Here is a 24,853-nt window from a genome sequence, read left to right as displayed (position 1 = left end):
CTGTTTCTCACTCACGACGCCCTAGTCGCGGAGGAACTTTTCCGGGCGGCGCCACGCGTCGATCAGGCCCAGCGGGTCCGGGCGCAGCAGCGACGCCGCCGAGTACAGGCTCGCCACCACCACCAGCGCGATGAACCACCAGTCGTACAGGGCCTGCTCGCCCGTCGGGTAGTACACCAGCGTCACGAACACCGATACGGCCACCACCAGCGCCAGGTGACGCGGCTGCCACTTGAACGCCGACAGGAGCACGAACCCCCAGGTCAGGTACCACGGCAAGGTCGGGGGCATGAGGATCGCCACCGCGAGCAGGGAGATACCGGCCCGGTAGACCGCCTCCGTGCCGCCGCCTCGTCCCAGCCACCACTGGCGGATGCCGAACGCGATCAGCACGAGCATGCCGGCCGCGCGAGCGACCGTCACGAACGGGGAGACCTGGACGTCCACCACGATGTGGACCAGGTTGTAGAACACTTCGCCGATGCCGGTGGGGATGTTCAGCCAGTTCGCGATGAGCTGCGGGGCCTTGAGGCCGGACCACCAGCCCATGTTCAGCGAGCCCAGCGAGATCCACGTGCCCGCGACGAACACCGGCAGGAACAGGCCCACCGAGGCGGCTCCGGCGCGCAGGAAGTTGCGGACCTTCGACTCGCCTTCGAGGTGGTTGGCCCACATCCAGACGATGAAGGGCAGCGCGATCGCCGCCGTCGGCTTGATCAGCATGCCGATCGTGACCAGGACGACCGCGACGACGTGCTTCTTCTCCAGGGCGGCGAGGACGCCGATGGTGAGGAACGCGAGCATCATCAGGTCGTTGTGCGGGCCGCCGAAGAGGTGGATCACCATCATCGGGCTGGCCACCGCGAGCCACAGCGCGACCGGGAGCTTGCCGCCGAGGTGCTTGACCAGCCGCGGCAGCGCCCACAGCGTGCCGGCCAGGCCGACCAGCAGGACCAGGCGCATGAGGATGACGCCGAGGATCATGTTGTCGCCGGTGGTGGCGACCACGCCCTTCGAAATCAGCAGGAACAGCGGGCCGTACGGCGCCGGTGTCGTCTGCCAGAGCGGGTGGACGTTCTGCACGACGTTCGGCAGGACGTCCAGCTCGGCGGGGCCGTTGGCGTACGGGTCGAGCCCGTACAGCAGCTGCGCGCCCTGGCCGAGGTAGGAGAAGACGTCACGGGTGAACAGCGGCGGCGAGACGATCAGCGGCGCCATCCAGCACGCGGCGGCGATCAGGACGGGACGGCTGCCGACGCGGCCGAGCAGCACGTAGCGGCCGAGGCGGACCCAGGCCCACACGACGAGGCCGAAGCCGGTGTAGAGGACGGCGTTGGCGAGCATGCGCCCGTGGCCGTAGCGGATCCACGAGAGCGGGCCGTGGCCGAGCACGGGGTCCTTGATCAGGATGCCGCCGGCGCCGAACGCGGCGAGCATGAGCAGGGTGCTCCCGACCGTGCCCATCGCGATGGTGCGGTACGGGAATCGCGAAGGCGTGAGGAGCCGCTCGGCCAGCGTGGCCGAGGGCGTCTGCGCGGGGTCGGTGGTGGTCGCCATTTCCGTTCGGAGGTTACACACTGCGCCCGGGCGGGCTTTCCGCAGTGTCGGTTTTCCGGTGTCCCGGCGGGGTCAGCTCGCGACGGTGCGTCGCTGGGCGGTCCCACCGGGCAACGCGGCCAGCAGGGACTTCGTGTACTCGTGCTGCGGGTCGAGCAGGACCTGTTCCACCGTCCCGGTTTCGACGAGCTCGCCGCGGTACATCACCGCGACGCGGTCGGCGATGTTCCAGGCCAGGCCGAGGTCGTGGGTGATCACCAGCGCCGCCAGGCCCAGCTCGCGGCGCAGCCGCAGCAGCAGCCCGAGGATCTCGCCGCGCACGGAGGCGTCGAGTGACGCGACCGGCTCGTCGGCCACCACCACCGACGGCTCCAGGGCGAGCGCCCCGGCGATGACGACGCGCTGGCGCTGGCCGCCGGAGAGCTGGTGCGGCAGCCGGTCGGCGTACTTCTCCGCCGGCCGCAGTTCCGCGGCCTCCAGGGCGCGGTGGACGACCGCGCGCTCGTCGGCCAGCTTGTGGATCCGCGGCCCTTCGGCGACGGCCTCGTACACCGTGTGGGCCGGGTTGAGCGCACTGGTCGGGTCCTGCAGGACGAGCTGGACCTGACGGCGGTACGCCTTGAGCCCGGCACCGCCGGAGGGCACCGGGTTCCCGGCGTACCGGACGACGCCGGAGTCGGGTTTCTGCAGGCCGAGCAGGGTGCGGGCGAGCGTGGTCTTGCCGGAGCCGGACTGCCCGACCAGAGCGACGATCTCGTCCCGCGCCACCGTGAGGTCGACCCCGGCGACGGCGTCGATCCGCTTGCCGGTGCGGTCGCGGAAGGACACCCGCAGGTTCTCCGCGGCCAGCAGCGGCTCTCCCACCGCCCGTTCCGGAGGTTCGGGTGGCAGCGGCGTGCTGGTGGCCGGGGCGAAGCGCGACACGGGGTCGCCGACCGTCGGGAACGCCGCCGCGAGCGCCCGGGTGTGCTCGTGCTTCGGGGCGGCCATCACCTCGGCGCTGGGGCCTTCCTCGACGATCTGCCCGTCGTACATCACCGCGATGCGCTTGCAGGTGGCGGCGAGCACGGACAGATCGTGGCTGATCATGATCAGGCCGATGTCCTGCTCGGCGACCAGCCGCGAAAGCAGGTCGAGGACCTGCGCCTGGACGATGACGTCGAGGGCGGTGGTCGGCTCGTCGGCGATGATCAGCCGGGGCGAGCAGGCCAGCGCCATCGCGATCATGACGCGCTGCTTCTGCCCACCGGACAGCTCGTGCGGGTAGGCGCCGGCGCGGCCCGGGGGCAGGTCGACCTGGGTGAGCAGCTCGGCGACGCGGGCGTCGACTTCGGCGTCGGTCAGGGGCTTCCCCGACGGCGGGTGCAGCCGCAGGGGCTCGGCGATCTGGTCGCCGATCTTGCGGACCGGGTTGAGGGCGTGCATGGCCCCCTGGAACACCACCGACGCCTCGGCCCAGCGGACCGCGCGCAGGCGGCCCCACTTCATGGCGGTGACGTCTTCGCCGTCGAGGACGATCTCACCGGTGATCTTCGCCGTGCGCGGCAGCAGGCGCAGGACGCTCATCGCGACGGTGGACTTGCCCGAGCCGGACTCGCCCGCGACGCCGAGGGTGCCGCCGGGGTCGAGGGTGAGGCTGACGCCGCGGACGGCGGGGACGTCCTGCTCGCCGACCGCGTAGGTGACGTTGAGGTCCTTGAGCTGCAGCAGCGGGGTGGTCACTTCTTCAACCTCGGGTTGAGCACGGTCTCCAGTCCCCGGCCGACCAGGGTGAAGAAGAGGACGACGAGCACGATCGCGATGCCGGGCGGGAGCACGTTCCACCAGGCGCCGCGGCTGATGGCGCCGTTGTTGAGCGCGCTTTCGAGCACCAGGCCCCAGGTGACGGAATTGGGGTCGCCGACGCCGAGGAACGACAAGGTCGCGTCGGCGATGACGGAGTTGCCGACCACGAGCGTGGTGTTGGCCAGCACGAGCGGCATGACGCCGGGCAGGACGTGCTTGCCGATCACGTGCAGGTGGCCGCCGCCGAGGGCGTGGGACCGCTCGATGTAGGGGCGGCTTTCGATGGTGAGGGTCTGCGCGCGGACCAGGCGGGCGGTGCTGGGCCACGCGGTGAGGCCGATGGCGATGATGATCGTGCCGACGCCCTTGGGCAGCACCGCCGAGAGCGCGATCGCGAGGATCAGCGACGGCAAGACCAGGAAGAAGTCGGTGAACCGCAGGAGCGTGGCCGACACCCAGCCGCCGAAGTGCGCGGCGGTGATGCCGATGAGCGTGCCGATGATGACCGACAGCAGCGCGGCGGAGAACCCGACGAGCAGGGAGATCCGGCTGCCCCAGACGGTCATCAGCAGCACGGACCGGCCGAAGTTGTCGGTGCCGAGCCAGAACTCGCTCGTCGGCGGGGACAGCGGCTGCCCGGTCGCCTTGGTGACGTCGAGGCCGGTTTCGTCGCTGATCAGCGGCAGCAGCAGGGCGACGACGACGGTGGCGCCGAGCAGGATCAGCCCGATGAGCGCGGCGCGCTGCGCGGCGAACTCGTGCCAGGTCCGGGCGATCGACGCGCGGCGGCGGCTCCACGCGATCTGCCGTGGCGTCTCGGCGGTGGTCATGAGGTACGCACCCTGGGGTCGAGCACGCGGTAGAGCAGCTCCGCGAGCAGGTTCATCAGCACCACCGCGCTAGCCAGCACGGTGAACACGCCTTGCAGCACCGGCAGGTCGGGGCCGTGCAGCGCGTCGTAGGTGAGCTGGCCGAGGCCGGGCCAGCTGAACACGGCCTCGACGGTGACCGCGCCCGCGACGACCGCGCCGAACTGCATGAACACCAGCGTGGTGGTCGGCAGCAGCGCGTTGGGGACGGCGTGGCGCTTGCGGACGAGGTCGTCGCGCAGGCCCTTGGCGCGGGCGGTGGTGAGGTAGTCGGCGTTCATCTCCCCCAGCAGCGACGACCGCATGATCAGCATGTACTGGGCGTAGAACACCGCCAGCAGCGTCACGCACGGCAGCACCAGGTGGTGCAGGACGTCGAGGGTCTGGGAGAGGACGTCGGGCGCGGCGTCCGGGGAGTGCATGCCGCGGCTGGGGAACAGGCCGTTGGTGACCACGAGCAGCATCAGGCCGAGCCAGAACTGCGGGACCGACCAGAGGGTCAGCGCGATGCCGGTCTGGGCGCGGTCGAAGAGGCTGTCGCGGCGCCAGGCGGCGCGGATGCCCAGCCACAGGCCGATGATGACGGCGAGGACGGTGGCGCTGCCGACGAGCAGGATGGTCGGCCAGAGCCGTTCGCCGATCATGGCGGCGACCGGGCGGCCGTTGTTGAGCAGCCGGGACTCGCCCAGGTCGCCGTGCAGCAGGTCCCAGAAGTACTGGCCGAACTGGACGAAGATGGGCTTGTCGACGCCCATCTTCTCGCGCAGCTCGGCGATCTGCTGGGGGCTGGTGGCGCGGTCGCGGGTCATGGCGGCGACCGGGTCGCCGGGCAGCATCCGGAAGAGGAAGAAGAACAGCACGATCACCAGGACGATGCTGATGACCGCTTCGAGGAGCTTCTTGAGGAAGAACCGGCCGGTGCCGGTCCCGCCGCGGTGCTCGTCGGGGTCGACGAGCACCGCGGCTTGTTCGGGGGCGGTCATGCTTACTCGCGGTCCTCGGAGGTCTTGTTGCGGCGGCTGATGATCACGCCACCGACGACGATGATCACCACGACGATCGCGCCCACGACGATCCACACGACGGTGCCGCTGCTGCCGGCGTCGGCGCTCGCCTGGTCGCCGGCCGGGGTGGCGCCGTAGACGCCCCAGTAGCCGGTCTGCTCGAGGATCGCGCCCTTGGGCTGCGGCTGGGTGGTGAAGGCGGAGAACTTGTCGGAGCGGTAGGCCTCGAGCGCGTTCTGGTAGTCGAGCACGATCGTCGGGAACTGGCTGTAGAGCCGGGCCTGGGCCTGCTTGACGTAGCCGGCGCGCTTGGCGTCGTCGGTCTCCGTCAGCTGCTTCTTGTACAGGTCGTCGTAGGCCGCGTCGCAGAAGAACGTGTCGGTGCTGCCGCCCTTGCCGTCCGCGGAGGGACGCGCGGCGCAGGTGTGCAGCGAGAGCGCGTAGTCCGGGTCGGGGTTGGTGCCGTAGCCGCCGATGGCGAGGTCGTACTTGCCGGTGGCGGTGCGGTCGGACAGCTCGTCGTCGGAGACGAGGTCCTGCTTGACGGTGATGCCGATGTCCTTGAGCCAGCCGCTGACGTACTGCGAGACGCCCTGGTCGTAGCTGCGGTTGGAGTGCCCGGTCAGGCGCAGCTCCAGCTTGGCGCCGCCGGGGGCGGTGCGGACGCCGTCGGCGCCCTTCTTGTAGCCGGCCTGCTCGAGGGTGGCGTTGGCGGCGGCGAGGTCGAACTTGACCTTTTCGCTGTCGCTGGGGTCCCAGTGGTAGGCGCTGTAGACCGGGGGCACGACGCCGCCGCCGACCTGGCCGAGGCCCTTGAGCACCTTGTCCACCAGCGACTGGGTGTCGACGGCCTGGGTGATCGCCTTGCGGACGTTGATGTCCTTGAGGACGGGGTTGCCGTCACCGATGGGGTTGTTCGAGCTGTCGGTGACGCCGAAGTTCATCGCGAGCTCGTCGTAGCGGCGGCCGGGAGCGGCGTTGGTGGTGATGCCGTCCTGGCCCTGCAGCGCGGCGAACTGGTTGGGGTTGAGCCGGTTGATGACGTCGACTTCGCCCTGCTTGAGCGCGTTGACGGCGGCTTCGGTGTCCTTGAACTGCAGCAGCTGCAGTTCGTCGACCTTCGGGGCGCCGCGCCAGTAGTCCTTGTTGGCCTTGAACTTGACGTACTCGTTCGGCTTGTACTCGGTGACCTGGAACGGCCCGTCGGAGACACCGGCGATCTTGAGGTCGTCGGTCGAGGGGTCCTTGAGGTCCTTGACGCCTTCCCAGATGTGCTGGGGCACGATCGGCACGTCGAGCAGGTTCATGTTGACCTGCACGGTCTTCGTCTTGATGACGAGGGTGGTGTCGTCGGGGGCGGTGACCGTCTCGAAGTTGCCGACGTAGTTGCCGTTGGCGGTGCGGGCGTCCTCGTCGCTGAGCATGCGGTTGAAGGTGAACGCGGCGTCCTTGGCGGTCACCGGCTGCCCGTCGCTCCACTTGACGCCGCCGCGGATCTTGAACGTCCAGGTCAGCTTGTCCGCCGACGGCGTCCAGGACTCGGCGAGCGCGGGCGAGGCCTCGGCCTTCGCGGCGTCCGGGACGGTGAGGAACTCGTAGGTGAACCGGCCGATCTGCGTGGACGCGGCGAGCACGGCGGTGAACGGGTTCAGGTGGTCGATGCCGGTGGTCAGCGCGACCCGCAGCACCTTGGCCTGCTGGGCCTGGGCCGGCAGGGCTAGCGGGATCGCCGCCAGCGTCGCGGCCGCGACGACCGCGCCGACACGGCCCAACCGGCCGATTCTGCGTGGGAAATGCACCAAAAACCACCCCATCGTTCTCGCTGTGAAGCCTCCCCAAGGACGAGAAGTAACCACATACCGCCACAACCGCGCAATATGTTGCCGCCTCGGCAGGTGTCCGATCGTTATCGATCGCGTTCGACTACGCACCGTGATCGGGGATCCGTGTCGGGGGCCGCGGCGGTCTGGTTAAAGTGCCGGGCATGCGCATCCTGATCTCGGCGGACATGGAGGGCGCCACCGGCGTCACCTGGACCGACGACGTCGTGCCCGGTTCGCCGCAGTGGGACCGCTTCCGGCGGCTGTTCACCGGCGACGTCAACGCGGTGCTGGCCGGGCTGTTCGAGGCCGGGGCCGGGGACGTGCTGGTCAACGAGGCGCACTCGTCGCAGCGGAACCTGCTGCTGGAGGACCTGGACCCGCGGGCGCGGATGCTGACCGGGCGGCACAAGCCGCTGTCGATGATGCAGGGCGTCGATTCCGGTGTGGACGGTGTCGTGTTCCTGGGCTACCACGCCGGCGCCGGGTTCGACGGGGTCCTTTCCCACACCTACCTGGAGAACCAGATCACCGGGGTGTGGCTGGACGACGTCCCGGCGAGCGAGGGACGGCTGAACGCGGCGATGGCCGCCGAGTACGGCGTCCCGGTCCTGCTCGTTTCGGGTGACGACGAAACGTGCGAGGACGCCCGTGATTACGCTCCGGAGGCGGAGCTGGTCCAGGTGAAGGAGTGCGTGAGCCGGTACGCGGCGATCTGCCTGCCGCCGGCGCGCACGGCGGACCTGCTGACCGGCGCGGCGGCCGACGCGATGGCGCGGGCCGGGCGCGAGGAGCGGCAGGTCCGGGCGCACCGGATCGAGGTGGAGTTCGACGCGAGCCACCTGGCGCAGGCGACGGCGGTGATCCCGACGGTGGAGCAGATCGGCACGCGGCGAGTCGGCTTCGACGCGGTGAACATGACCGAGGCGATGAAGGCGTTCAAGGTCGTCACGGCGATCGCGGCCGGGGCGGTGCAGGGCATCTATGGCTGACGTCATCGAGCTGTGCGCGGACCTGATCCGGTTCGACACGACCAACCGCGGGAACAACGACGCCAACCCGGAGCGCCCGGCCGCGGAGTACGTGGCGGCGTTCCTGGACGCGCTCGGCATCCCGTCGAAGATCCTCGAGGCCGCACCCGGCCGGGCCAGCGTGGTCGCGCGCGTGCCCGGGACCGATCCGTCGCTGCCCGCGCTGCTGGTGCAGGGTCACCTGGACGTCGTGCCGGCGGACGCCGCGGACTGGTCGGTGGACCCGTTCTCCGGCGAGGTCCGCGACGGCTACCTGTGGGGCCGCGGCGCGACCGACATGAAGGACTTCGTGGCGATGGTGCTCGCCGCGCTGGCCGGCGGGCTGCGGCCGCGGCGTGAGCTGGTGCTGGCGTTCGTCGCCGACGAGGAGGACCGCGGCGAGTGGGGCGCGCACTGGCTGGTCGCCTCGCACCCGGAGCTGTTCGAAGGCTGCGAAGCCGCCATCAGCGAGTCGGGCGGCTACACCTACCACGTGCCGGCGGCCGACGGCCGCGACGTGCACCTCTACCCGGTCGGGACGGCCGAGCGCGGGACCGCGCACCTGCGCCTGACCGCGCGGGGCCGGGCCGGGCACGGGTCGCGGCCCAACGACGAGAACGCCGTCACCCGGTTGGTGGGCGCGCTGCACCGGATCGCCGCGCACCGCTGGCCGGTGACGCTGACCCCGGCGGTGCGGGCGTTCCTGGAGCGGACGGGCACGGCGTTGGGTGTCCCGGCGGACTTTTCCGATGTGGACGCTACGGTGGCCGCGCTGGGCCCGGCCGGTTCGCTGGTGGTGCCGACGGTCCGCAACAGCACCACTCCGACGATGCTGGACGCGGGGTACAAGGTGAACGTGATCCCGTCGACGGCGACCGCGCAGGTGGACGTGCGGGTGCTGCCGGGCACCGAGGACGAGCTGTTCGCGGTGCTGGACGGGTTGCTCGGCGAGGGCGTGACGCGGGAGTTCGTCGCGCACCAGCCGCCGGTGCAGGCGCCGGTGGACTCGCCGTGGTTCTCCGCGATGGCCGCCGCTCTGCGCGCGGAGGACCCCGAGGCGGTGGTGGTGCCGTACTGCCTGGGCGGTGGGACGGACGCGAAGGCGTTCGCGCAGCTGGGGATCGTGAACTACGGGTTCGCTCCGCTGTGGCTGCCGAAGGGCTTCCCGTACCGGGCGATGGCGCACGGGGTGGACGAGCGGGTCCCGGTCGAGGGCCTGCGCTTCGGGACCCGTGTGCTGTCGAGGTTCCTCGCGGACTGCTGAACTGAGGGGCGGTGTCAGCGAGTGAACTCGGCCCAGTGGCGGGCGCCGTCACGGATGCGCTCCAGGGTGACCAGCTTGACGCCGTCCTGGGCGGCCGACTCGACCTCTTCGCGGCTGAACGGCCACGGTGGGCTCACCCACGTCGCCATGTCGAAGTTCTCCTCCGCGACCTCGGACACGATCAGCGTGCCGCCGGGCGCGAGGAACCCGGCCAGGGACCTCAGCGCCGCGGGGCGGAAGTCTCGGGGCATCGCCTGGATGTTCATGATCTCCACGACCAGGTCGAACGCCTGGTGCCACTCCCCCGGCGGCTTCAGCAGGTCCGCCACCACGTAGTCCACCGCGGACTCCGGGAACCGGGCGCGGGCGGCTTCGACCGCCGTCGGGGCGACGTCGAAGCCCGTCACCGCCCAGCCCGCCGAAGCCAGCAGTTCCGAGTCGTCGCCCAGGGCACTGCCCACCACCAGCGCCCGGCGGCCTTCACCAGGAGGCGTCCAGGCGGCCAGATCGGTGTTGGGCGTGCCGCGGGACCACGGCACCTCGGCCTCGCCGCGGGCGGCGGCGGTGTAGAGCTCGTCGAACCACCGGGTGGGGTCACCCTCGGCGAGGGAGGCGCGGGAAAGTACTCGGTCGGCGGGGTCCGGCGTCGTCATGATCGTGACCTTAGCGACGACGCCGGACCCGCGTGACCGGTTTACCGGGCCACCGGCCCCGGGATCGCGTACAGCCCGTTGCCGGCCCAGTCGACGACGTCCCGGACCGGCGAGGCGGGCGGAGCCGGGCGGAAGTTGGCCGCGTCGTCGACGCTGCCGCTGCCGTCGTAGACCGCGCGCTGCGGGTAGGTGAACACCGGGCGGGTGCGGGTGACGTTCCCGGCGGCGTCGCGGCCGGTCGCGGTCACCTTCGTGGGCGTGGTGCCGCGTTCGACCCAGGCGACCAGCTCCTTCAGCGGGTCGAACTCGGTGAGCGTCGTGCCGCCGCCGCAGTGGTAGAGCGACGGGACCATGAACAGCCGCGCGAAGTCCTGGGCGTGGCCGCGGGTGAGCCGCTGGTAGTAGTCGAGCGTGCCGGCCGGCGGGATGGCCTCGTCGGCCCAGCCGTGCCACAGCACGAGCTTTCCGCCGCGGCGCTGGAACGCCGACAGGTCGAGGCTCATCGCGTCGTACCGGACGCCGACCGGGGTGAGCCGGTCGAACTCGCGCTTGGTGAAGGCGAAGTCGTCGACCTTCGACGCCGGGGCGCCGATCGGGTAGCCGAGGTACTTGAGGTAGTTGTCGGCGAGGCTGCGGGCGAAGGAGACGCCGCCGGTCTCGGGCACGCCGATGATCCACCCGGCCCACGACAGCTCCGACCCGGGCTGCTGGCCGCCGGGGTAGAGCAGCGTGCCGTGGGCGTCGGTGGGCGGTGCGTAGAGCTTGCGGACGACGCCGACCTGCGCGGGGGTCAGGCAGGCCGGGGTGTCCGGGCCGGTGCAGGTCAGTTTCGCCGGGTCGAAGTGGCAGGCGCGCGGGTCGTCGAGCTGGCCGTCGGTGAGCCCGTCGAGGCGGTCGCAGGCGGCGAGGACGGCGGCGTGCAGGGCGGGCAGCTTCGCGGCGGTGAGCACGGGGCTGCCGTCGGCGGCGGTGTTCACGCGCGCGAGCCACGTCTGGTAAACGCCGAGCAGCGGTCCCCAGTACCCGGCGGGGGCGCCGGCGACGATGCCGTCGAAGTCGGCCGGGTAGCGCTGGGCCAGCAGGAGGCCTTCGCGGCCGCCGTCGGAGCAGCCGGTGAAGTAGGACTTCTTCGGCGGGGCGCCGTAGAACGCCCGGATGATCGCCTTCGAGGCGCGCGAGACGACGTGGGGTGCGCGGAACTCGAAGTCGTCGCGCGCGGCCTGGTCGTGCTGACCCCAGCTGCCGTCGTCGACGACGGCCGGGGTCGTGCCGACGTGGCCGTCGTCGGTGGCGGCGACCGCGACGTCGCCACCGTGGGGCAGGTCGCAGTCGGCGAAGGCGGGCGGGTTGACGATGCCGCAGAAGCCGCCGCAGCCGTACTGCAGGTAGCGGCCGGCGTAGGTCTTGGTGGGCAGCCGAAGGTCGAAGCGGACAGCGGGCTCGACGTAACCCCGCACGCCGCAGTACTCGGGGTCGGTGGCGGTCGCGGCGACGACGGCCGCCGAGGTGACGTGCGTGGCGGCGCCCGGGAGGGCGAACCCGCGGACCAAGTCGCCGCAGGCGGTGGTGGGCCGGACGGTGGAGTCCGGCGCAGCGGTGGCGGCCACCGGGGTGAAACCCGCGGTGGCGAGGGTCAATGTGACGACGGCGGTGAAGATCCGGACTGTTCTCATGGGTTGGGAGTTCCCCTCGGTTGTCCAGTTCTGGCCAGGTTTGCCGACCGGTCTTGACATCGATGTCACCCGCGCGTTTGTCTTCCTGGGCGCCGCTGGGTCCCGCCCGCGCGGTGCCCTTGTTCATCCCTCCAGAGCTTGGAGCAATGATGCCCCGAAGCGCCAGACCGCCGGTCGCTTTCCTGGTGACCGCCGCCGTGGTCGCCGCCGGCCTGGTCGCCCTCCCCGCGACGGCGTCCGCGGCCGAAGAAGCCCTCCCCGCCGATTTCTCGTCCTCCTTCGAGCCGGGTGACGTCCAGCCGACGTGGACCGACACCGTCGACACGGACGCCGCCGGCAAGCCGCGCGCCTTCGGCGTGAACGGCGCGAACGGCACCGCGATCCCCGGTGACATCCGCGGCAAGGTCACCGAGAGCAGCGCCAGCAGCGAGAACACCGACGGCGGCGAAGTGGTGTCGAACCTCTTCGACGGCACCACCGACACGAAGTGGCTGTCCTGGGACCCGACGGCGTGGGCGCAGGTCACGCTGTCGGAGCCGACGTCGATCACCCACTACGCGATCTCCTCGGCCAACGACTTCGACGAGCGCGACCCCAAGGACTGGACGCTGCAGGGCTCGAACGACGCGAGCGCGTGGACGGACCTGGACAAGCAGACCGACCAGGCGTTCACCGCGCGGTTCCAGCAGAAGGACTACAAGCTGGCCGCGCCGAGCGCCGCGTACAAGTACTACCGGCTCGACGTCACGCGCAACAACGGCGGCCCGATCCTGCAGGTCTCGGAGCTGCTGCTGGCCAACGACGACCCGGCGCCGCCGCCGCTGCCGAACATGCGCAGCTTCACCGACTCCGGCCCGACGAGCGGGTATACGAACAAGAACCGCGTCGGTTTCACCGGGATGAAGGCGTTCCGCTACTCGGGCAGCCAGACCGAGGCCGGCCACGGCTGGTCGTACAACAAGATCTTCGACGTGAACGTGCCGGTCGTGGCGTCGACCGAGCTCTCGTACAAGGTGCAGCCGCAGTTCATCACCGGCGACCTGAAGTACCCCAGCACCAACGTCGCGATCGACCTCGCCTTCACCGACGGCACCTACCTGCGCAACCTCGGCGCGACCGACCAGTACGGCTTCCCGCTGACCCCGGAAGGCCAGGGCGCCTCGAAGGTGCTCTACGCCAACCAGTGGAACCTGGTGCGCTCGGCGATCGGGCAGGTCGCCAAGGGCAAGACGATCGACCGGATCCTCGTCGGCTACGACAACCCGAACGGCCCGGGCTCGCTGCAGGGCTGGCTCGACGACGTGAAGGTGTCGGCGACCCCGACGCCGCCCGCGAGCACCCGCCCGAGCGACAACGTGGTCACCACCCGGGGCACGATGGCCAACAGCACCTTCTCCCGGGGCAACAACTTCCCGGCGACGGCGGTGCCGCACGGGTTCAACTTCTGGACCCCGGTCACCGACGCCGGCTCGGGCAGCTGGCTCTACAACTACAGCACCCAGAACAACGCGCAGAACCTCCCGCAGCTGCAGGCGTTCAGCGTGAGCCACGAGCCGAGCCCGTGGATGGGCGACCGGCAGGCGTTCCAGGTGATGCCGTCCGCGGCCGCCGGGGTGCCCGACGCCAACCGCGACAAGCGGGCGCTGCCGTTCAAGCACAGCGACGAGGTCGCGCGGGCGCACTACTACGGCGTCCAGTTCGAGAACGGGATCAAGACCGAGATCGCGCCGACCGACCACGCGGCGATGATGAAGTTCTCGTTCCCGGGCGCGGACTCGAGCCTGATCTTCGACAGCGTCAACAACTCCGCGGGGCTCACCCTCGACCCGGCCAACGGGACGCTCTCGGGCTACACCGAGACCAACGTGTACGCCGGGGCGGGCCGGATGTTCGTCTACGCGACGTTCGACAAGCCCGTCACCGCCGGGGGCAAGCTGACCGGCCAGGGCCGCGACAACGTCACCGGCTACCTGCGGTTCGACGCGGGCGCCGACAAGACCGTGAACATGCGGATCGCGACGTCGCTGATCAGCGTCGACCAGGCGAAGAAGAACCTCGCCCAGGAGATCGCCCCGGCCGCGACCTTCGACACCGTGCGCGACGCGGCGCAGAAGGCGTGGGACGACCAGCTGAAGGTGATCGAGGTCGAGGGCGCGTCGAAGGACCAGCTCACGACGCTCTACTCGAACCTCTACCGGCTGTTCCTCTACCCGAACTCGCAGTTCGAGAACACCGGCACCGCCGACAAGCCCGCGTACAAGTACGCGAGCCCCGTGTCGCCCAAGACCGGCGCGGACACCGTGACCCAGACCGGGTCGAAGGTGGTCGACGGCCAGATGTACGTCAACAACGGCTTCTGGGACACCTACCGCACGACGTGGCCGGCGTACTCGCTGCTCACGCCGGACATGGCCGGGAAGATGGTCGACGGGTTCGTGCAGCAGTACCGCGACGGCGGCTGGATCGCGCGCTGGTCCTCCCCCGGCTACGCGGACCTGATGACCGGCACCAGCTCCGACGTCGCGTTCGCCGACGCCTACCTCAAGGGCGTCAAGAACTTCGACGTGAAGTCGGCTTATGACGCGGCGCTGAAGAACGCCACGGTCACCCCGCCGAACTCGGCGGTCGGCCGCAAGGGCCTGGACCAGGGCATCTTCCTCGGCTACACGCCCAACACCGCCAGCGAGGGCTTCTCGTGGGCGATCGAGGGCTACGTCAACGACTTCGGCATCGCCAACCTGTCGAAGAAGCTGGCCGACGAAGCCGCGCCGAACGACCCGCGCAAGGCGGAGTACCAGGAGAACTACGAGTACTTCACCAGCCGCGCCCAGCAGTACGTGAACCTGTTCGACCCGAGCACCGGGTTCTTCCAGGGCAAGGACGCGAGCGGCAAGTTCACCAAGACCAAGGACCAGTACGACCCGCGCTCGTGGGGCGGGGACTACACCGAGACCGACGGCTGGGGCATGGCGTTCACCGTGCCGCAGGACGGCAAGGGCCTGGCCAACCTCTACGGCGGTCAGGCGGGCCTGGCGAACAAGCTGGACCAGTTCTTCGCCGACCAGGAGACCGCCAACTACCCGGGTTCCTACGGGGGCGTGATCCACGAGATGCGGGAGGCGCGGGACGTGCGGATGGGCCAGTACGGCCACTCCAACCAGCCGGCGCACCACCTGCTCTACATGTACGACTACGCGGGTCAGCCGTCGAAGACCCAGGCGAAGGTCCGTGAAGCGCTGTCGCGGCTCTACAACGGCGCCGAGATCGGGCAGGGCTACGCGGGCGACGAGGACAACGGCGAGATGTCCGCGTGGTACATCTTCAGCGCGCTGGGCTTCTACCCGCTGCAGATGGGCAGCCCGAACTACGCGATCGGGTCGCCGCTGTTCAAGAAGGCCACGATCCACCTGGCCGGCGGCAAGAACCTGGTGATCAACGCGCCGAAGAACAACGCGAAGAACGTCTACGTCCAGGGTGTGAAGGTCAACGGCAAGGCGTACTCCTCGACGTCGCTGCCGCAGGACGTCATCGCTCGCGGCGGGGTCATCGACTTCGACATGGGCCCGAACCCCTCGAAGTGGGGTACCGGCCCGAACGACGCGCCGACGTCCATCACCAAGGACAACGCCGTTCCGACGCCACTGCACGACGAGACCGGCGCCGGCAGGGGCACGCTGTCCACTTCGGACGGTTCCAACGTGGACGCGCTGCTCGACAACACCTCGCGCACCCAGGCCGCCGTCACCGGCGCCCTGCAGTACCAGCTCGACAACACCGACGAGGCCGTCACGCACTACACGCTGACGTCCCAGACCGGTGCGGGCGACCCGAAGAGCTGGACGCTGAAGGGCTCCTACGACGGCAAGACCTGGGCGGTGGCCGACCAGCAGGCGAACCAGGCGTTCAGCTGGCGGCAGCAGACCCGCGCGTTCAAGGTGGCCAACCCGGCGCACTACGCCTACTACAAGCTCGAAGTGACCGCGACCAGCACCGGCGCCCCGGCGCAGCTGGCCGAGTTCGAGCTGCTGGGCAAGCCGGACGCCTCCTGCACTCGCACGATCACCGGCGCGTCGTCCGGGCCGCTCACCGTGTCGAGCGGGACGGTGTGCCTGCAGGACGCGACGGTGTCGGGACCGGTGACCGTCGCTCCCGGCGCGTCGCTGGTGGTCCGGGGCGGTGAGATCAAGGGCCCGCTGGCGGCGACCGGCGCCGCCCAGGTCGTGCTGAACCGCACGAAGGTCGGTGGCCCGGTGGCGATCACCGGGGCGACCGGGCCGGTGTCGATCGAGCTGACCCAGGTGGGTGGCCCGGTCGCGCTGACCGGCAACCACGGGCCGGTGCTGACGTCGAGCACCATCGGCGGCCCGCTGGCCTGCGCGGCCAACTCGCCGGCGCCGACGGACTACGACCTGCCGAACACCGTCCGCGGCCCGTCCGCGGGGCAGTGCGCGAAGATCTAGTCCCGGGGTTCAGCGGAGGCCCTCCTCGCCGGTTCGGCGGGGAGGGCCTCCCTGCGTTCACGGTGGCGGCGCAACACCGCCCGGGCGGCTCCCGTGCACCGCTGGCAGTTCGGCAGCCGCCCAGACAGCCGGCTCGCGTACCCAGACAGTCGGTTCGCGTACCTGGAGGGCCGGTCAGAGGCGGCGGAGCCGGGCCAGTGTCGTGCCCAGTGCCGGGGCGAAGGCGTCCGCGTCGGACTCGAAGCCCTGGTGGCCACCCGGGAACTTCGTGTACTGGCACGCGAGGTGTTCCGCCTGGATCCGGGCCGACTGCTCCAGGCACGTGTCGCGGCTGGTCTCCCCCGCCGCCGTGACCACCGGGATGCCCGTGCGGCGGACCGTGTCGAGGTCGGGGGTGTGCAGGACCACCGCCGGGAACTCGCGGGTCAGGAACAGCTCGGCGGCCGCGGTGTCCGGGAAGTCGGCCGGGGACAGGCCGGCCAGGGCCAGCGCCGCGCCGAGGCCCTCTTGCTCGTGGGTGGCCCGGACCCGGCGGGCGAGCGCCAGCCACTTGGGCGCGTCCGGCAGCAGGGTGATCGCCGGGGCTTCGTGGACCACCAGCTCGGTCACGACGTCGGGGACCTGGGCGGCGAGCTCGAACGCGACCGAGCCGCCCGCGCCCTGGCCGAACACCGCCGCCCGGGGACGCGCCGGGCGGGCGGCGCGGATGACGGCGGCCGCGTCGCGCGCCTGCTGGCCCATGTCGAAGTCGCTGCCCTGGCCGCGCCGGTCGTAGGTGAGGACCGTGTGCGTGCCGGCGAGCCGCGACGCGAGCTCGGCGTAGCGGGCGCGGTAGCCGCCGCGGCCGGCGATCAGCAGCAGGAGCGGGCCGTCGCCCCGCAGCTCGTAGCGCAGCTCGGCACCCTCGTGCCGGACGGTGTGCGTGCTCACCGGGCACCTCCCCCCGCGTCGAGCACACGCTACGCCGTTCGGCCGATACGGTGTGCGCATGTCCGACGCCGTGTTCTTCTCGTCTTTCGAAACCGGTGACCCGCAGCCGGTGGACTCCGCCCTGACGGTCGACAGCGGCCCGGACCGCTCCCCCACGGCCAAGACCGGCGTCGGCTTCACCGGGGCCAAGGCCCTGCGCTACACCGACCGCCCGCGCAGTGTCCTGTTCGACCTCGATGTCCCGGTCACCGGGCACACCGAGCTGTCCTATGTGGTCTTCCCCCGGTCCGACGGGGAGATCCCCGCCTACCACGCCACCCGGGTCGCCCTCGACGTCGAGTTCGCCGACGGCACGACCGCCGGCTTCGACCCGGTGGACGACAAGACGCTGTGGGTGGACCAGTGGAACCTCGTCCGGCGCCCGCTCGGGGCGTTCGCGGGCCGCCGGATCAGCCGCGTCGTGCTGCGGACGGCGTCGCCCGGCGAGGAGATCACCGGGTGGATCGACGACGTCCGCGTCGCCGAACGCCCCGAGCCGTCCAGGGACCCGGTCGACTTCGTCCGCACCACCCGCGGCACGCACTCCAGCGGCGACTTCTCCCGCGGCAACAACTTCCCCGCGACGGCGGTGCCGCACGGGTTCAACTTCTGGACCCCGGTCACCGACGCCGGCGTCACCAACTGGATCTACTCCTACCACCGCCACAACGACGCCGAAAACCGCCCGGCGCTGCAGGCACTGGCGCTGAGCCACCAGCCCAGCCCGTGGATGGGCGACCGGCACACCTTCCACGTCATGCCCGGCACCGGCCCGGTCGAGCGCCACCGCCGCAAGCGCGCCCTGGCCTTCTCCCACGAGGACGAGACCGACTCGCCGCACCACTACGGCGTCCGGTTCGCCAACGGCATGACCGCCGACCTCGCGCCGACCTCCCACGCGGCGATCCTGCGGTTCACGTTCCCCGACAAGCACGGCTGGCTGCTGTTCGACAACGTCGCCAACCGCGGCCGCCTCCGCCTGAACGCCGACACCGGCGTGATCGCCGGGTACACCCGGGTCCGCAGCCGCCTGTCCGCCGGCGCGCGCCGGATGTTCTTCTACGGGGTGACCGACGCCCCGGCCACCCGCGGCGCCAAGGTCCGGGTCCCGCCGTGGCGGCGCGTCTCGGGCTACTTCGAGTTCGACGGTCCCGACGCGACGCTGCGGATCGCGACGTCGCTGATCAGCCTCGCGCAGGCCAAGCGCAACCTCGAGCTGGAGATCCCCGCCGGGACGACGTTCGAGCAGGTCCGCGACCAGGCACGCGCCCTCTGGCAGGAGCAGCTCGGCCGCGTCGAGGTCGAAGGCGCCACCGAGGACCAGCGGACGACGCTCTACTCGAACCTGTACCGGCTGTTCCTGTACCCGAACGTCGCGCACGAGAACACCGAGAAGGGCATCCGGCACGCCAGCCCGGTGGTGCCCCGGCGGTGGCCGAGCACCCGCCGGCGCACCGGCGCGAAGGTCGTCGACGGCGAGCTGTACGTCAACAACGGCTTCTGGGACACCTACCGCACCACCTGGCCCGCCTACGCGCTGCTCACCCCGGCGCACTGCGGCCGGATGGTCGACGGGTTCGTCCAGCAGTACCGCGAAGGCGGCTGGATCTCCCGCTGGTCCTCACCCGGCTACGCGGACCTGATGACCGGCACCAGCTCCGACGTCGCCTTCGCCGACGCCTACCTCAAGGGCGTCCGCAACTTCGACGTCGAGGCCGCCTACGACGCGGCGCTGAAGAACGCCACCGTCACCCCGCCGCACCGCTCGGTCGGCCGCAAGGGCCTCGACCGGTCGATCTTCCTCGGCTACACCCCGACGTCCGTCCACGAAGGACTCTCGTGGGCGCTCGAAGGCTGCATCAACGACTTCGGCCTCGCCAACCTCTCCGCGGAGCTTTCCCGGGAAAGCTCCGGGCAGCGGGCGAGGACGTACGCCGACTACGCCGCCTACTTCCGCGAGCGCGCGAAGCACTACGTTCACCACTTCGACCCGAAGATCGGCTTCTTCCAGGGCCGCAACCGCGACGGCAGCCGCAAGTTCGCGCCCGAGGGCTACGACCCGGCCGCGTGGGGCGGCGACTTCGTCGAGACCAACGCGTGGAACACGGCCTTCACCGCACCGCACGACGGCCCGGGCCTCGCGGCGCTGCACGGCGGCAACGCCGGCCTCGAAGCCAAGCTCGACGAGTTCTTCGCCACCCCCGAGACCGGGCGGCGCCCCGGCGCGTACGGCGGCCTCATCCACGAGATGACCGAAGCCCGCGACGTCCGCATGGGCCAGTACGGCCACTCCAACCAGCCCTCGCACCACATCCCCTACATCTACAACCTCGCCGGCGCGCCCGCGAAGGCCCAGCGCGTCGTGCGCGAGGTCCTCCGCCGCCTCTACCTCGGCAGCGAGCTCGGCCAGGGCTACCCCGGCGACGAGGACAACGGCGAGATGTCCGCGTGGTGGGTGTTCGGCGCCCTCGGCTTCTACCCCCTCGCCGTCGGCAGCCCGCGCTACTCGATCGGCTCGCCGCTGTTCGAGAAGGCGACCGTGCACCTGGGCGAAGGCAAGACGCTCGTCATCCGCGCCCCCGGCAACACGGACGAGACCGTCTACGTCCGCGGCCTCACCGTCGACGGCGAACCGCACGACGCCACGACCATCGCCCACGCCACCCTGGCCGGCGGCGCCGAACTGGTCTTCGACCTCACCACCGAACCGACCGGCTGGGGCGCCCCGCCGCCACCCGCCGAGCACCCCGCACCGGTGTCCGACCTGACCGGCACCGCCACCAGTGAGGACGCCAAGAACCTCGACGCGCTCTTCGACGACACCACCCGCACCCAGGTCACCTTCCGCGGCGCCACCCCGGCGATCGAGTTCACCGTCACCGGCGAGCCTCGCGAAGTCACGCTGTACACGCTCACCTCCGGCGCCCGCGGCGGCGACCCCAGCGCCTGGGTCCTCGAAGGCTCCGACGACGGCGAAACCTGGTCCACACTGGACGAACGCCACGGCGAGCTGTTCCGCTGGCGCCGCCAGACCCGGCCCTTCGCGCTCGCCACCCCGGCCGCCCACCCGCACTACCGGCTGCGGATCACCGCCACCCACGGCCGCCGCGCCACCCTCGCCCAGTGGGAGCTGCTCGCCCGATGAACCACTTCCGCACCGCCGCCCTCGACCGGCTGGCGGCCGCCGACCCCGGCCTGGTCCGGCTGCGGCTGGCCGGCTCCGCGGTCCTCGGCATCATCCTCGCCGTGGCCGCGTTGCTGCCCGCGCACTTCCCGCTCACCGTGATGCTGGTCGGCGCCATCGCCGCGATGATGACGGCGTTCACCGTCAACGACCCGGCACCCGGCGGCCAGGCCGTCACCCTCGTGCTCGCGTTCCTCACCGGGGCCGCGTCCATCACCGTCGCCAGCCTCGGCTCCGCGCTGCCGCCGATGGACAGCATCGTGTTCGTCCTGCTGATCTTCGTCGCCGTCTACGCCCAGCGCTTCGGCCCCCGCGGCACCGCGCTCGGCTCGATCGGCTTCTTCCTGTTCTTCTTCCCGATGTTCCTGCAGGCCCACCTCGCGCAGGTCCCGCAGCTGCTGATCGCCCTCGGCGTCGGCGTGCTCGCCAACGCCGTCGTCCGGTTCGTCCTGCTGCGCCACAACGCCGAAGCCGAGTTCCTGCGCGTTCGCCGCGCCTTCCGCGCCCGCCTAGCCGCCGTCGTCCGCGCCGCCGAGGCCCACCTCGCCGTGGGCGGCAGCGAACGCACCCGCAAGCAGCTGCGCAGCGCCTTGGCCCGGCTCCACGAGTGCGTCCTCCTCATCGAGGACGCCGCCCCCGACGTCGTCGACGCCCGTGCCGCCGACCGCCTGCGCCGCCGCGCCATCGAGGTGGAGCTCGCCCTCCAGTGGCTCGCGATCACCGTCCAGCGCACCTGCTCCGACGAGCTCACCACCGACGTCCGCGACGACCTCATCGCCCGGCTCGCCCGCTTCCGCGCCCTCATGGAACGCGACCCGCGCGAGCTCCCGTTGATCAGCCAGACCGGCGAGTACAGCCGTATGCTCGTCGAAGGCAGCCGCATCGACGAACACGCCGCTCCCGGCGACGGCGTCCGCAAGGCGCTCGCCGAACTCGCGCTCGCCGACGACCGCGCCCAGCGCGCCGCCGCCCCCGAATCCGCTCCGGACCCGCTCGAGAACGAGGACAACGGCGAGGACGAACCGGCGCCGAAGTTCGCCTACGACAACCAGACCCGCAGCGCCATCCAAGCCGTCGTCGGCGGCGGGCTGGCGGTGCTCGGGGGTGAGCTCGTCTCGCACCAGCGCTGGTACTGGGCCGTCCTCACGGTCTTCGTCGTGTTCATCGGCGCCTCCAGCGCCGGCGCCACCTTCGTCAAGGGCGTCCGCCGCCTCGGCGGCACCCTCATCGGCATCGTCGGCGGTGTCCTGCTGGCCCTGCTGGTCGCCGGCAGCATCCCGGCCACGCTCGCGCTGATCCTGGTCTGCGTGTTCGGGATGGTCTACACCGCCCGCGTCTCCCAGGTGGTGATGGCGTTCTTCATCACCAGCATGCTCGGCCTGCTCTACAGCCTGCTCGGCACGTTCAGCTTCGAAGTGCTCTGGATCCGCGTCGCCGAAACCGCGGTCGGTGCCGCCGCGGGCATCCTCGCCGCCGTCGTCATCGTCCCGGTCCGCACCCGCTCGGTCATGCTCGACGACGTCTCCGCCGTGCTCGACGAGCTGGCCGAATTCCTCGAGCGAGCCCGCGACCTGCTCGCCGGCGAGCAGAACGTCAACATCATCGAGCTCTCCCGCGACCTCGACCGCGCCGTCGAACAGGTCCGCACCACCATCGAACCGCTCACCCACCCGGTCAACCTGCGCAGCGCCCGCCGCGACTACGGCTGGCACGTGCTCACCACGCTGGAGACCATCGCCTTCCGCGCCCGCCACGTCGCCGCCCGCGCCCAGCCCGGGCAGCTCACCGGCGCCAGCGCCGACCGCCTGCGCCAGTTCACCGACCGGCTGCTGGCCAACATCGACGTCCTGCGCAAAGCACTCGACGCGCCGGGTGGCCCCACACCCGGCACGCTCGTGCGCGACGACGGCACCCCGGTCGCCGACCGCATCGAGCAGGCCGAAACCCGGGCCGTCCTCTCCAGCCTCAGCCACCTCGACGAGGCCCTCGTCTCCCTCGGCCGCGTCTTCGACGTCCAGGCCACCGATCCCCGCGCCCCCGCGAAGAAGTGACCGCCGGGGCGGCACGGCTCGCCACCGCGCCGCCCCGCTGCTCACGGTGTCGCGATCACGGGCAGACCAGCCACGCGAAGTGGTACGTCGTCGTGATGCTGCCGTCGGTCGAGTCCATCGTCACGTAGCTCGTCGTCTTCTTCGGATCCGACGTCCCGGCCGCGGCGCGCAATTCCGTGTTGATGTTCAGATTGCGTTCCTCACCACACGGCTTGAACACGATGGCACCCACCTCCGTGGAATCGGTGAAATGCCAGTCGTCCTCGAACGCGCCCGTCAACGGATGCTGGATGTAGGCCGTCGGAGAATTGCCCTGGAAATAGTAGTTCGCTCTTTCCAGGCCTGTCGCGCCGCGTTCCAGGTGGGCGAATCCGCGGTAGTCCGCCTGCGCGATTCCGTAGGTGAACCCCTGCGGAACGTGCACCCGCAGGCCGATCTGGCAGTTCTTCCGGGCGTCCAGCGGGCCGGCACCGACCCCGACCAGCGCCGTATAGGCACTGTAGGTCACGGTGAAGGCCGTGTTGTCCTGCGACACCGCGACCGCCGACGTGCCGGCCGGACAACCCGTGCCATTGGCGTTCACGACGTCGATGACGATTTTGTCGGGCGGCGGAGGAGTGTTCCACGAATGCGGGGTGACCACAGAGGACAGCGCCATTACGGCAGCAACGACCGCAGACAGCATCGGAATCCTTCCCAATACATTCGAATTGGGTACGGGGGCGTCGACCATGGTAGCGAATCGATCATGGTCCGAAACCCCGCTGAACGGAGCAACACGCAGTTGCCGTCCCGCCACGCGGTATACCGATAATTTCGGTCCGCCATTATCGCGAACACGAAGAAATACGACCGGAAAACGATTTCGCGCCCCCGGACCGCCGCCCGCCGTCCGCGATCACCCCGCGACGTCCGGGCTTGATCGTTTCACCCCGCCAGCAGGCCCGCGGCCCGCCCCAGCGTCGCGACCCCCGCCGCCGACCACGGTCCCGCCGTGATCACGACCGCGTGCTCGATGCCCCACGCCGCGAACTCCGCACACCGCCGCGCGAACGACTCCGCGGACTCACCGGGCGACAACCGTGTGCTGATCGTCTTCTCGATCTCCCCGTACGGCCGCCCCACGTCCTCGCAGTGGCGGGCCAGCACGGACAGCTTGTGCCGCACCGTCTTCCCACCGTCCGGGATGTCGAACACGTTGCACGCGTCGGCGTACCGCGCGACCAGCCGCAGCGTCTTGCGCTCACCCGCCCCACCGATCAGCACCTTCGGGCGCCGCACCGGCCGCGGAATCCCGGTCGGACGGTCCAGGCGGTAGTGCTCCCCTTCGAACGCCGACTCGTCCCCCGACCACATCCGCAGCGCCAGCCGGACGGTCTCCTCCATCCGCTCGAAGCGCTCACCCGCGGGCGGGAACGGCAGGCCCATCGCCCGAGCCTCGCCGTCGTGGTGCCCGGCGCCGATCCCGAAGCGCGCCCGCCCGCCGGAAAGGACGTCGAGCGTCGTGACCGCCTTGATCAGGAGCGCGGGCGGCCGGAACGTCACCGCCGAGACCATCGTGCCCAGCCCGATCCGGCCGGTCCGCGCGGCCAGGAACCCCAGCGTCGTGTACGCCTCGAGCATCGCCGAATCCGGCGTGCTGTACGGGTCGGCCTGCAGGAGGTGGTCGGCCACCCACAGCGTGTCCAGCCCGGCGTCGTCGGCCGCCACGGCGATGGTCGCCAGTTCGTCCGTCAGCTTGTCCGGCCACGAGAAGTCCGTGACTCCGATGCTCACCCGCACGGCTGCCCCCTCGTGAGCAGTTCCAGGTTGTGGCCGTCGGGATCCTCGAAGTAGATCCCGCGGCCGCCGTTCAGGTCGTTGACCTCGCCGGCCCGCTCGTGGAAGGGGTCGGCCCAGTAGGTGACGCCGGCCGCCTCGATCCGCGCCAGCGCGGCGTCGAACTCGTCGTCGCCGACCAGGAACGCGTAGTGCTGGCTCGTCACGCGATCCACACGCAGGTAGTCGAGCGTGACGCCGTTCGCGAGCCGGATCGGTACGAACGGCCCGTCGACCGGCTCGGTCCGCAGGCCCAGGATCCCGGCGAGGAACTCCGCCGACTTCTCCCGGTCGGTAACGCACACGATGGTGTGGTTCAGTTCGACGCTCATCGCGCGGCCCCGCCCGCCGCGAACGGCGGCGGGCCGCCGATCGGGCTCAGGTGGATGCTCGCCAGGCGCCAGCGGTCGTCGCCGCGGACCAGCACGTGCGTGGCGCGGAACCGCCCGTTCACCGGGTTGCCCCGGTGCTTCGCGACCTGGTCGTGCACGCCGATCGCGATGGCGGTCGTGCCGAAGTCGCGGACCTCGACCTCTTCCCAGTCCAGCTTCTCCGTGACGAGGTCGCCACCGCTGTAGCGCGCCAGCCACTGGTCGCGGTCCAGGACGAAGCCGAGCGGGCCGACCAGGCGGAAACCGTCGGCGGCCAGGCCGGCCAGGGCCTCGGTGTCCCCGCGCTCCTCCGCCGCGGCCCAGACCCGGCCGAACTCGCGGACCTGCTCTTCGATGCTCATCGC

17 protein-coding genes are annotated in these 24,853 nt (G+C 70.9%); 5 read left to right on the top strand and 12 right to left on the bottom strand.

Annotation, left to right across the window (positions count from 1 at the left end):
• Window positions 1-21: 21 nt before the first annotated feature.
• From mptB to AA23TX_RS19905, 5 genes are all read right to left on the bottom strand, one after another.
• Window positions 22-1,557, bottom strand: coding sequence for a polyprenol phosphomannose-dependent alpha 1,6 mannosyltransferase MptB (mptB, locus tag AA23TX_RS19925; protein WP_155543998.1), 1,536 nt, complete (start codon window positions 1,555-1,557; stop codon window positions 22-24).
• A gap of 72 nt (window positions 1,558-1,629) precedes the next feature.
• Window positions 1,630-3,279: a dipeptide ABC transporter ATP-binding protein gene (locus tag AA23TX_RS19920; RefSeq protein ID WP_155543997.1), complete on the bottom strand. Its 1,650-nt coding sequence runs from the start codon at window positions 3,277-3,279 to the stop codon at window positions 1,630-1,632.
• Complete coding sequence (locus AA23TX_RS19915; protein WP_155543996.1) at window positions 3,276-4,172, bottom strand: ABC transporter permease; 897 nt, start codon at window positions 4,170-4,172, stop codon at window positions 3,276-3,278. Before AA23TX_RS19915 ends, AA23TX_RS19920 begins: the two co-directional genes overlap by 4 nt.
• Entirely contained in the window at window positions 4,169-5,194 is a 1,026-nt protein-coding gene (locus AA23TX_RS19910; protein ID WP_155543995.1) for an ABC transporter permease, read from the bottom strand. Before AA23TX_RS19910 ends, AA23TX_RS19915 begins: the two co-directional genes overlap by 4 nt.
• A 2-nt stretch (window positions 5,195-5,196) precedes the next feature.
• On the bottom strand, window positions 5,197-7,029 hold the full coding sequence (locus AA23TX_RS19905) for an ABC transporter substrate-binding protein (RefSeq protein WP_155543994.1): 1,833 nt from the start codon (window positions 7,027-7,029) through the stop codon (window positions 5,197-5,199).
• Between the two features lie 170 nt (window positions 7,030-7,199).
• On the opposite strand from AA23TX_RS19905, the gene AA23TX_RS19900 reads away from it, so the two are divergent.
• Window positions 7,200-8,027, top strand: a complete 828-nt coding sequence (locus AA23TX_RS19900; protein ID WP_155543993.1) for a M55 family metallopeptidase — start codon at window positions 7,200-7,202, stop codon at window positions 8,025-8,027.
• Window positions 8,020-9,309: a M20/M25/M40 family metallo-hydrolase gene (locus AA23TX_RS19895; protein ID WP_155543992.1), complete on the top strand. Its 1,290-nt coding sequence runs from the start codon at window positions 8,020-8,022 to the stop codon at window positions 9,307-9,309. The genes AA23TX_RS19900 and AA23TX_RS19895 overlap by 8 nt, the downstream gene beginning before the upstream one ends.
• A gap of 14 nt (window positions 9,310-9,323) precedes the next feature.
• On the opposite strand, the gene AA23TX_RS19890 is transcribed toward AA23TX_RS19895, so the two are convergent.
• Window positions 9,324-9,962 carry a class I SAM-dependent methyltransferase gene (locus tag AA23TX_RS19890; protein ID WP_155543991.1) on the bottom strand — a complete coding sequence of 213 codons (639 nt, stop codon included), beginning with the start codon at window positions 9,960-9,962 and terminating at the stop codon, window positions 9,324-9,326.
• 41 nt (window positions 9,963-10,003) lie between these two features.
• Window positions 10,004-11,635, bottom strand: a complete 1,632-nt coding sequence (locus AA23TX_RS19885; RefSeq protein WP_155543990.1) for a tannase/feruloyl esterase family alpha/beta hydrolase — start codon at window positions 11,633-11,635, stop codon at window positions 10,004-10,006.
• A 149-nt stretch (window positions 11,636-11,784) separates the two neighbouring features.
• On the opposite strand from AA23TX_RS19885, the gene AA23TX_RS19880 reads away from it, so the two are divergent.
• Window positions 11,785-16,095 (top strand): GH92 family glycosyl hydrolase, encoded by a 4,311-nt coding sequence (locus AA23TX_RS19880; protein WP_155543989.1) that lies wholly within the window; start codon window positions 11,785-11,787, stop codon window positions 16,093-16,095.
• Between the two features lie 174 nt (window positions 16,096-16,269).
• Here the strand turns inward: AA23TX_RS19880 and AA23TX_RS19875 are convergent, their stop codons facing one another.
• Window positions 16,270-17,025: an alpha/beta fold hydrolase gene (locus tag AA23TX_RS19875; RefSeq protein ID WP_196425383.1), complete on the bottom strand. Its 756-nt coding sequence runs from the start codon at window positions 17,023-17,025 to the stop codon at window positions 16,270-16,272.
• A 58-nt stretch (window positions 17,026-17,083) separates the two neighbouring features.
• On the opposite strand from AA23TX_RS19875, the gene AA23TX_RS19870 reads away from it, so the two are divergent.
• Window positions 17,084-20,209: a GH92 family glycosyl hydrolase gene (locus AA23TX_RS19870; RefSeq protein ID WP_155543987.1), complete on the top strand. Its 3,126-nt coding sequence runs from the start codon at window positions 17,084-17,086 to the stop codon at window positions 20,207-20,209.
• Window positions 20,206-22,299, top strand: coding sequence for an FUSC family protein (locus tag AA23TX_RS19865; protein ID WP_155543986.1), 2,094 nt, complete (start codon window positions 20,206-20,208; stop codon window positions 22,297-22,299). The genes AA23TX_RS19870 and AA23TX_RS19865 overlap by 4 nt, the downstream gene beginning before the upstream one ends.
• Window positions 22,300-22,354: 55 nt before the next feature.
• Here the strand turns inward: AA23TX_RS19865 and AA23TX_RS19860 are convergent, their stop codons facing one another.
• The 4 genes from AA23TX_RS19860 to AA23TX_RS19845 all read right to left on the bottom strand — a co-directional run bounded on the left by AA23TX_RS19860 (window position 22,355) and on the right by AA23TX_RS19845 (window position 24,850).
• Window positions 22,355-22,984 (bottom strand): DUF4360 domain-containing protein, encoded by a 630-nt coding sequence (locus tag AA23TX_RS19860; RefSeq protein WP_230862580.1) that lies wholly within the window; start codon window positions 22,982-22,984, stop codon window positions 22,355-22,357.
• A gap of 242 nt (window positions 22,985-23,226) precedes the next feature.
• Window positions 23,227-24,081, bottom strand: coding sequence for an LLM class F420-dependent oxidoreductase (locus tag AA23TX_RS19855; protein ID WP_196425382.1), 855 nt, complete (start codon window positions 24,079-24,081; stop codon window positions 23,227-23,229).
• Window positions 24,072-24,449 carry a VOC family protein gene (locus AA23TX_RS19850; protein WP_155543985.1) on the bottom strand — a complete coding sequence of 126 codons (378 nt, stop codon included), beginning with the start codon at window positions 24,447-24,449 and terminating at the stop codon, window positions 24,072-24,074. Before AA23TX_RS19850 ends, AA23TX_RS19855 begins: the two co-directional genes overlap by 10 nt.
• Window positions 24,446-24,850 (bottom strand): nuclear transport factor 2 family protein, encoded by a 405-nt coding sequence (locus AA23TX_RS19845; RefSeq protein WP_155543984.1) that lies wholly within the window; start codon window positions 24,848-24,850, stop codon window positions 24,446-24,448. The genes AA23TX_RS19850 and AA23TX_RS19845 overlap by 4 nt, the downstream gene beginning before the upstream one ends.
• Window positions 24,851-24,853 lie beyond the last annotated feature (3 nt).

This window comes from Amycolatopsis camponoti, from assembly GCF_902497555.1.
Taxonomy (GTDB): Bacteria; Actinomycetota; Actinomycetes; order Mycobacteriales; family Pseudonocardiaceae; genus Amycolatopsis; species Amycolatopsis camponoti.
This window is presented reverse-complemented; position numbering and strand designations above follow the sequence as displayed.

Bases quoted from the DNA above. Each gene is read 5' to 3' on its own strand.
- AA23TX_RS19850 (WP_155543985.1), bottom strand. From the start codon at position 24,449: ATGAGCGTCGAACTGAACCACACCATCGTGTGCGTTACCGACCGGGAG.
- AA23TX_RS19895 (WP_155543992.1), top strand. From the start codon at position 8,020: ATGGCTGACGTCATCGAGCTGTGCGCGGACCTGATCCGGTTCGACACG.
- AA23TX_RS19885 (WP_155543990.1), bottom strand. From the start codon at position 11,635: ATGAGAACAGTCCGGATCTTCACCGCCGTCGTCACATTGACCCTCGCC.
- AA23TX_RS19910 (WP_155543995.1), bottom strand. From the start codon at position 5,194: ATGACCGCCCCCGAACAAGCCGCGGTGCTCGTCGACCCCGACGAGCAC.
- AA23TX_RS19900 (WP_155543993.1), top strand. From the start codon at position 7,200: ATGCGCATCCTGATCTCGGCGGACATGGAGGGCGCCACCGGCGTCACC.
- AA23TX_RS19890 (WP_155543991.1), bottom strand. From the start codon at position 9,962: ATGACGACGCCGGACCCCGCCGACCGAGTACTTTCCCGCGCCTCCCTC.
- AA23TX_RS19845 (WP_155543984.1), bottom strand. From the start codon at position 24,850: ATGAGCATCGAAGAGCAGGTCCGCGAGTTCGGCCGGGTCTGGGCCGCG.
- AA23TX_RS19870 (WP_155543987.1), top strand. From the start codon at position 17,084: ATGTCCGACGCCGTGTTCTTCTCGTCTTTCGAAACCGGTGACCCGCAG.
- AA23TX_RS19865 (WP_155543986.1), top strand. From the start codon at position 20,206: ATGAACCACTTCCGCACCGCCGCCCTCGACCGGCTGGCGGCCGCCGAC.
- AA23TX_RS19860 (WP_230862580.1), bottom strand. From the start codon at position 22,984: ATGCTGTCTGCGGTCGTTGCTGCCGTAATGGCGCTGTCCTCTGTGGTC.
- AA23TX_RS19880 (WP_155543989.1), top strand. From the start codon at position 11,785: ATGCCCCGAAGCGCCAGACCGCCGGTCGCTTTCCTGGTGACCGCCGCC.
- AA23TX_RS19915 (WP_155543996.1), bottom strand. From the start codon at position 4,172: ATGACCACCGCCGAGACGCCACGGCAGATCGCGTGGAGCCGCCGCCGC.
- mptB (WP_155543998.1), bottom strand. From the start codon at position 1,557: ATGGCGACCACCACCGACCCCGCGCAGACGCCCTCGGCCACGCTGGCC.
- AA23TX_RS19905 (WP_155543994.1), bottom strand. From the start codon at position 7,029: ATGGGGTGGTTTTTGGTGCATTTCCCACGCAGAATCGGCCGGTTGGGC.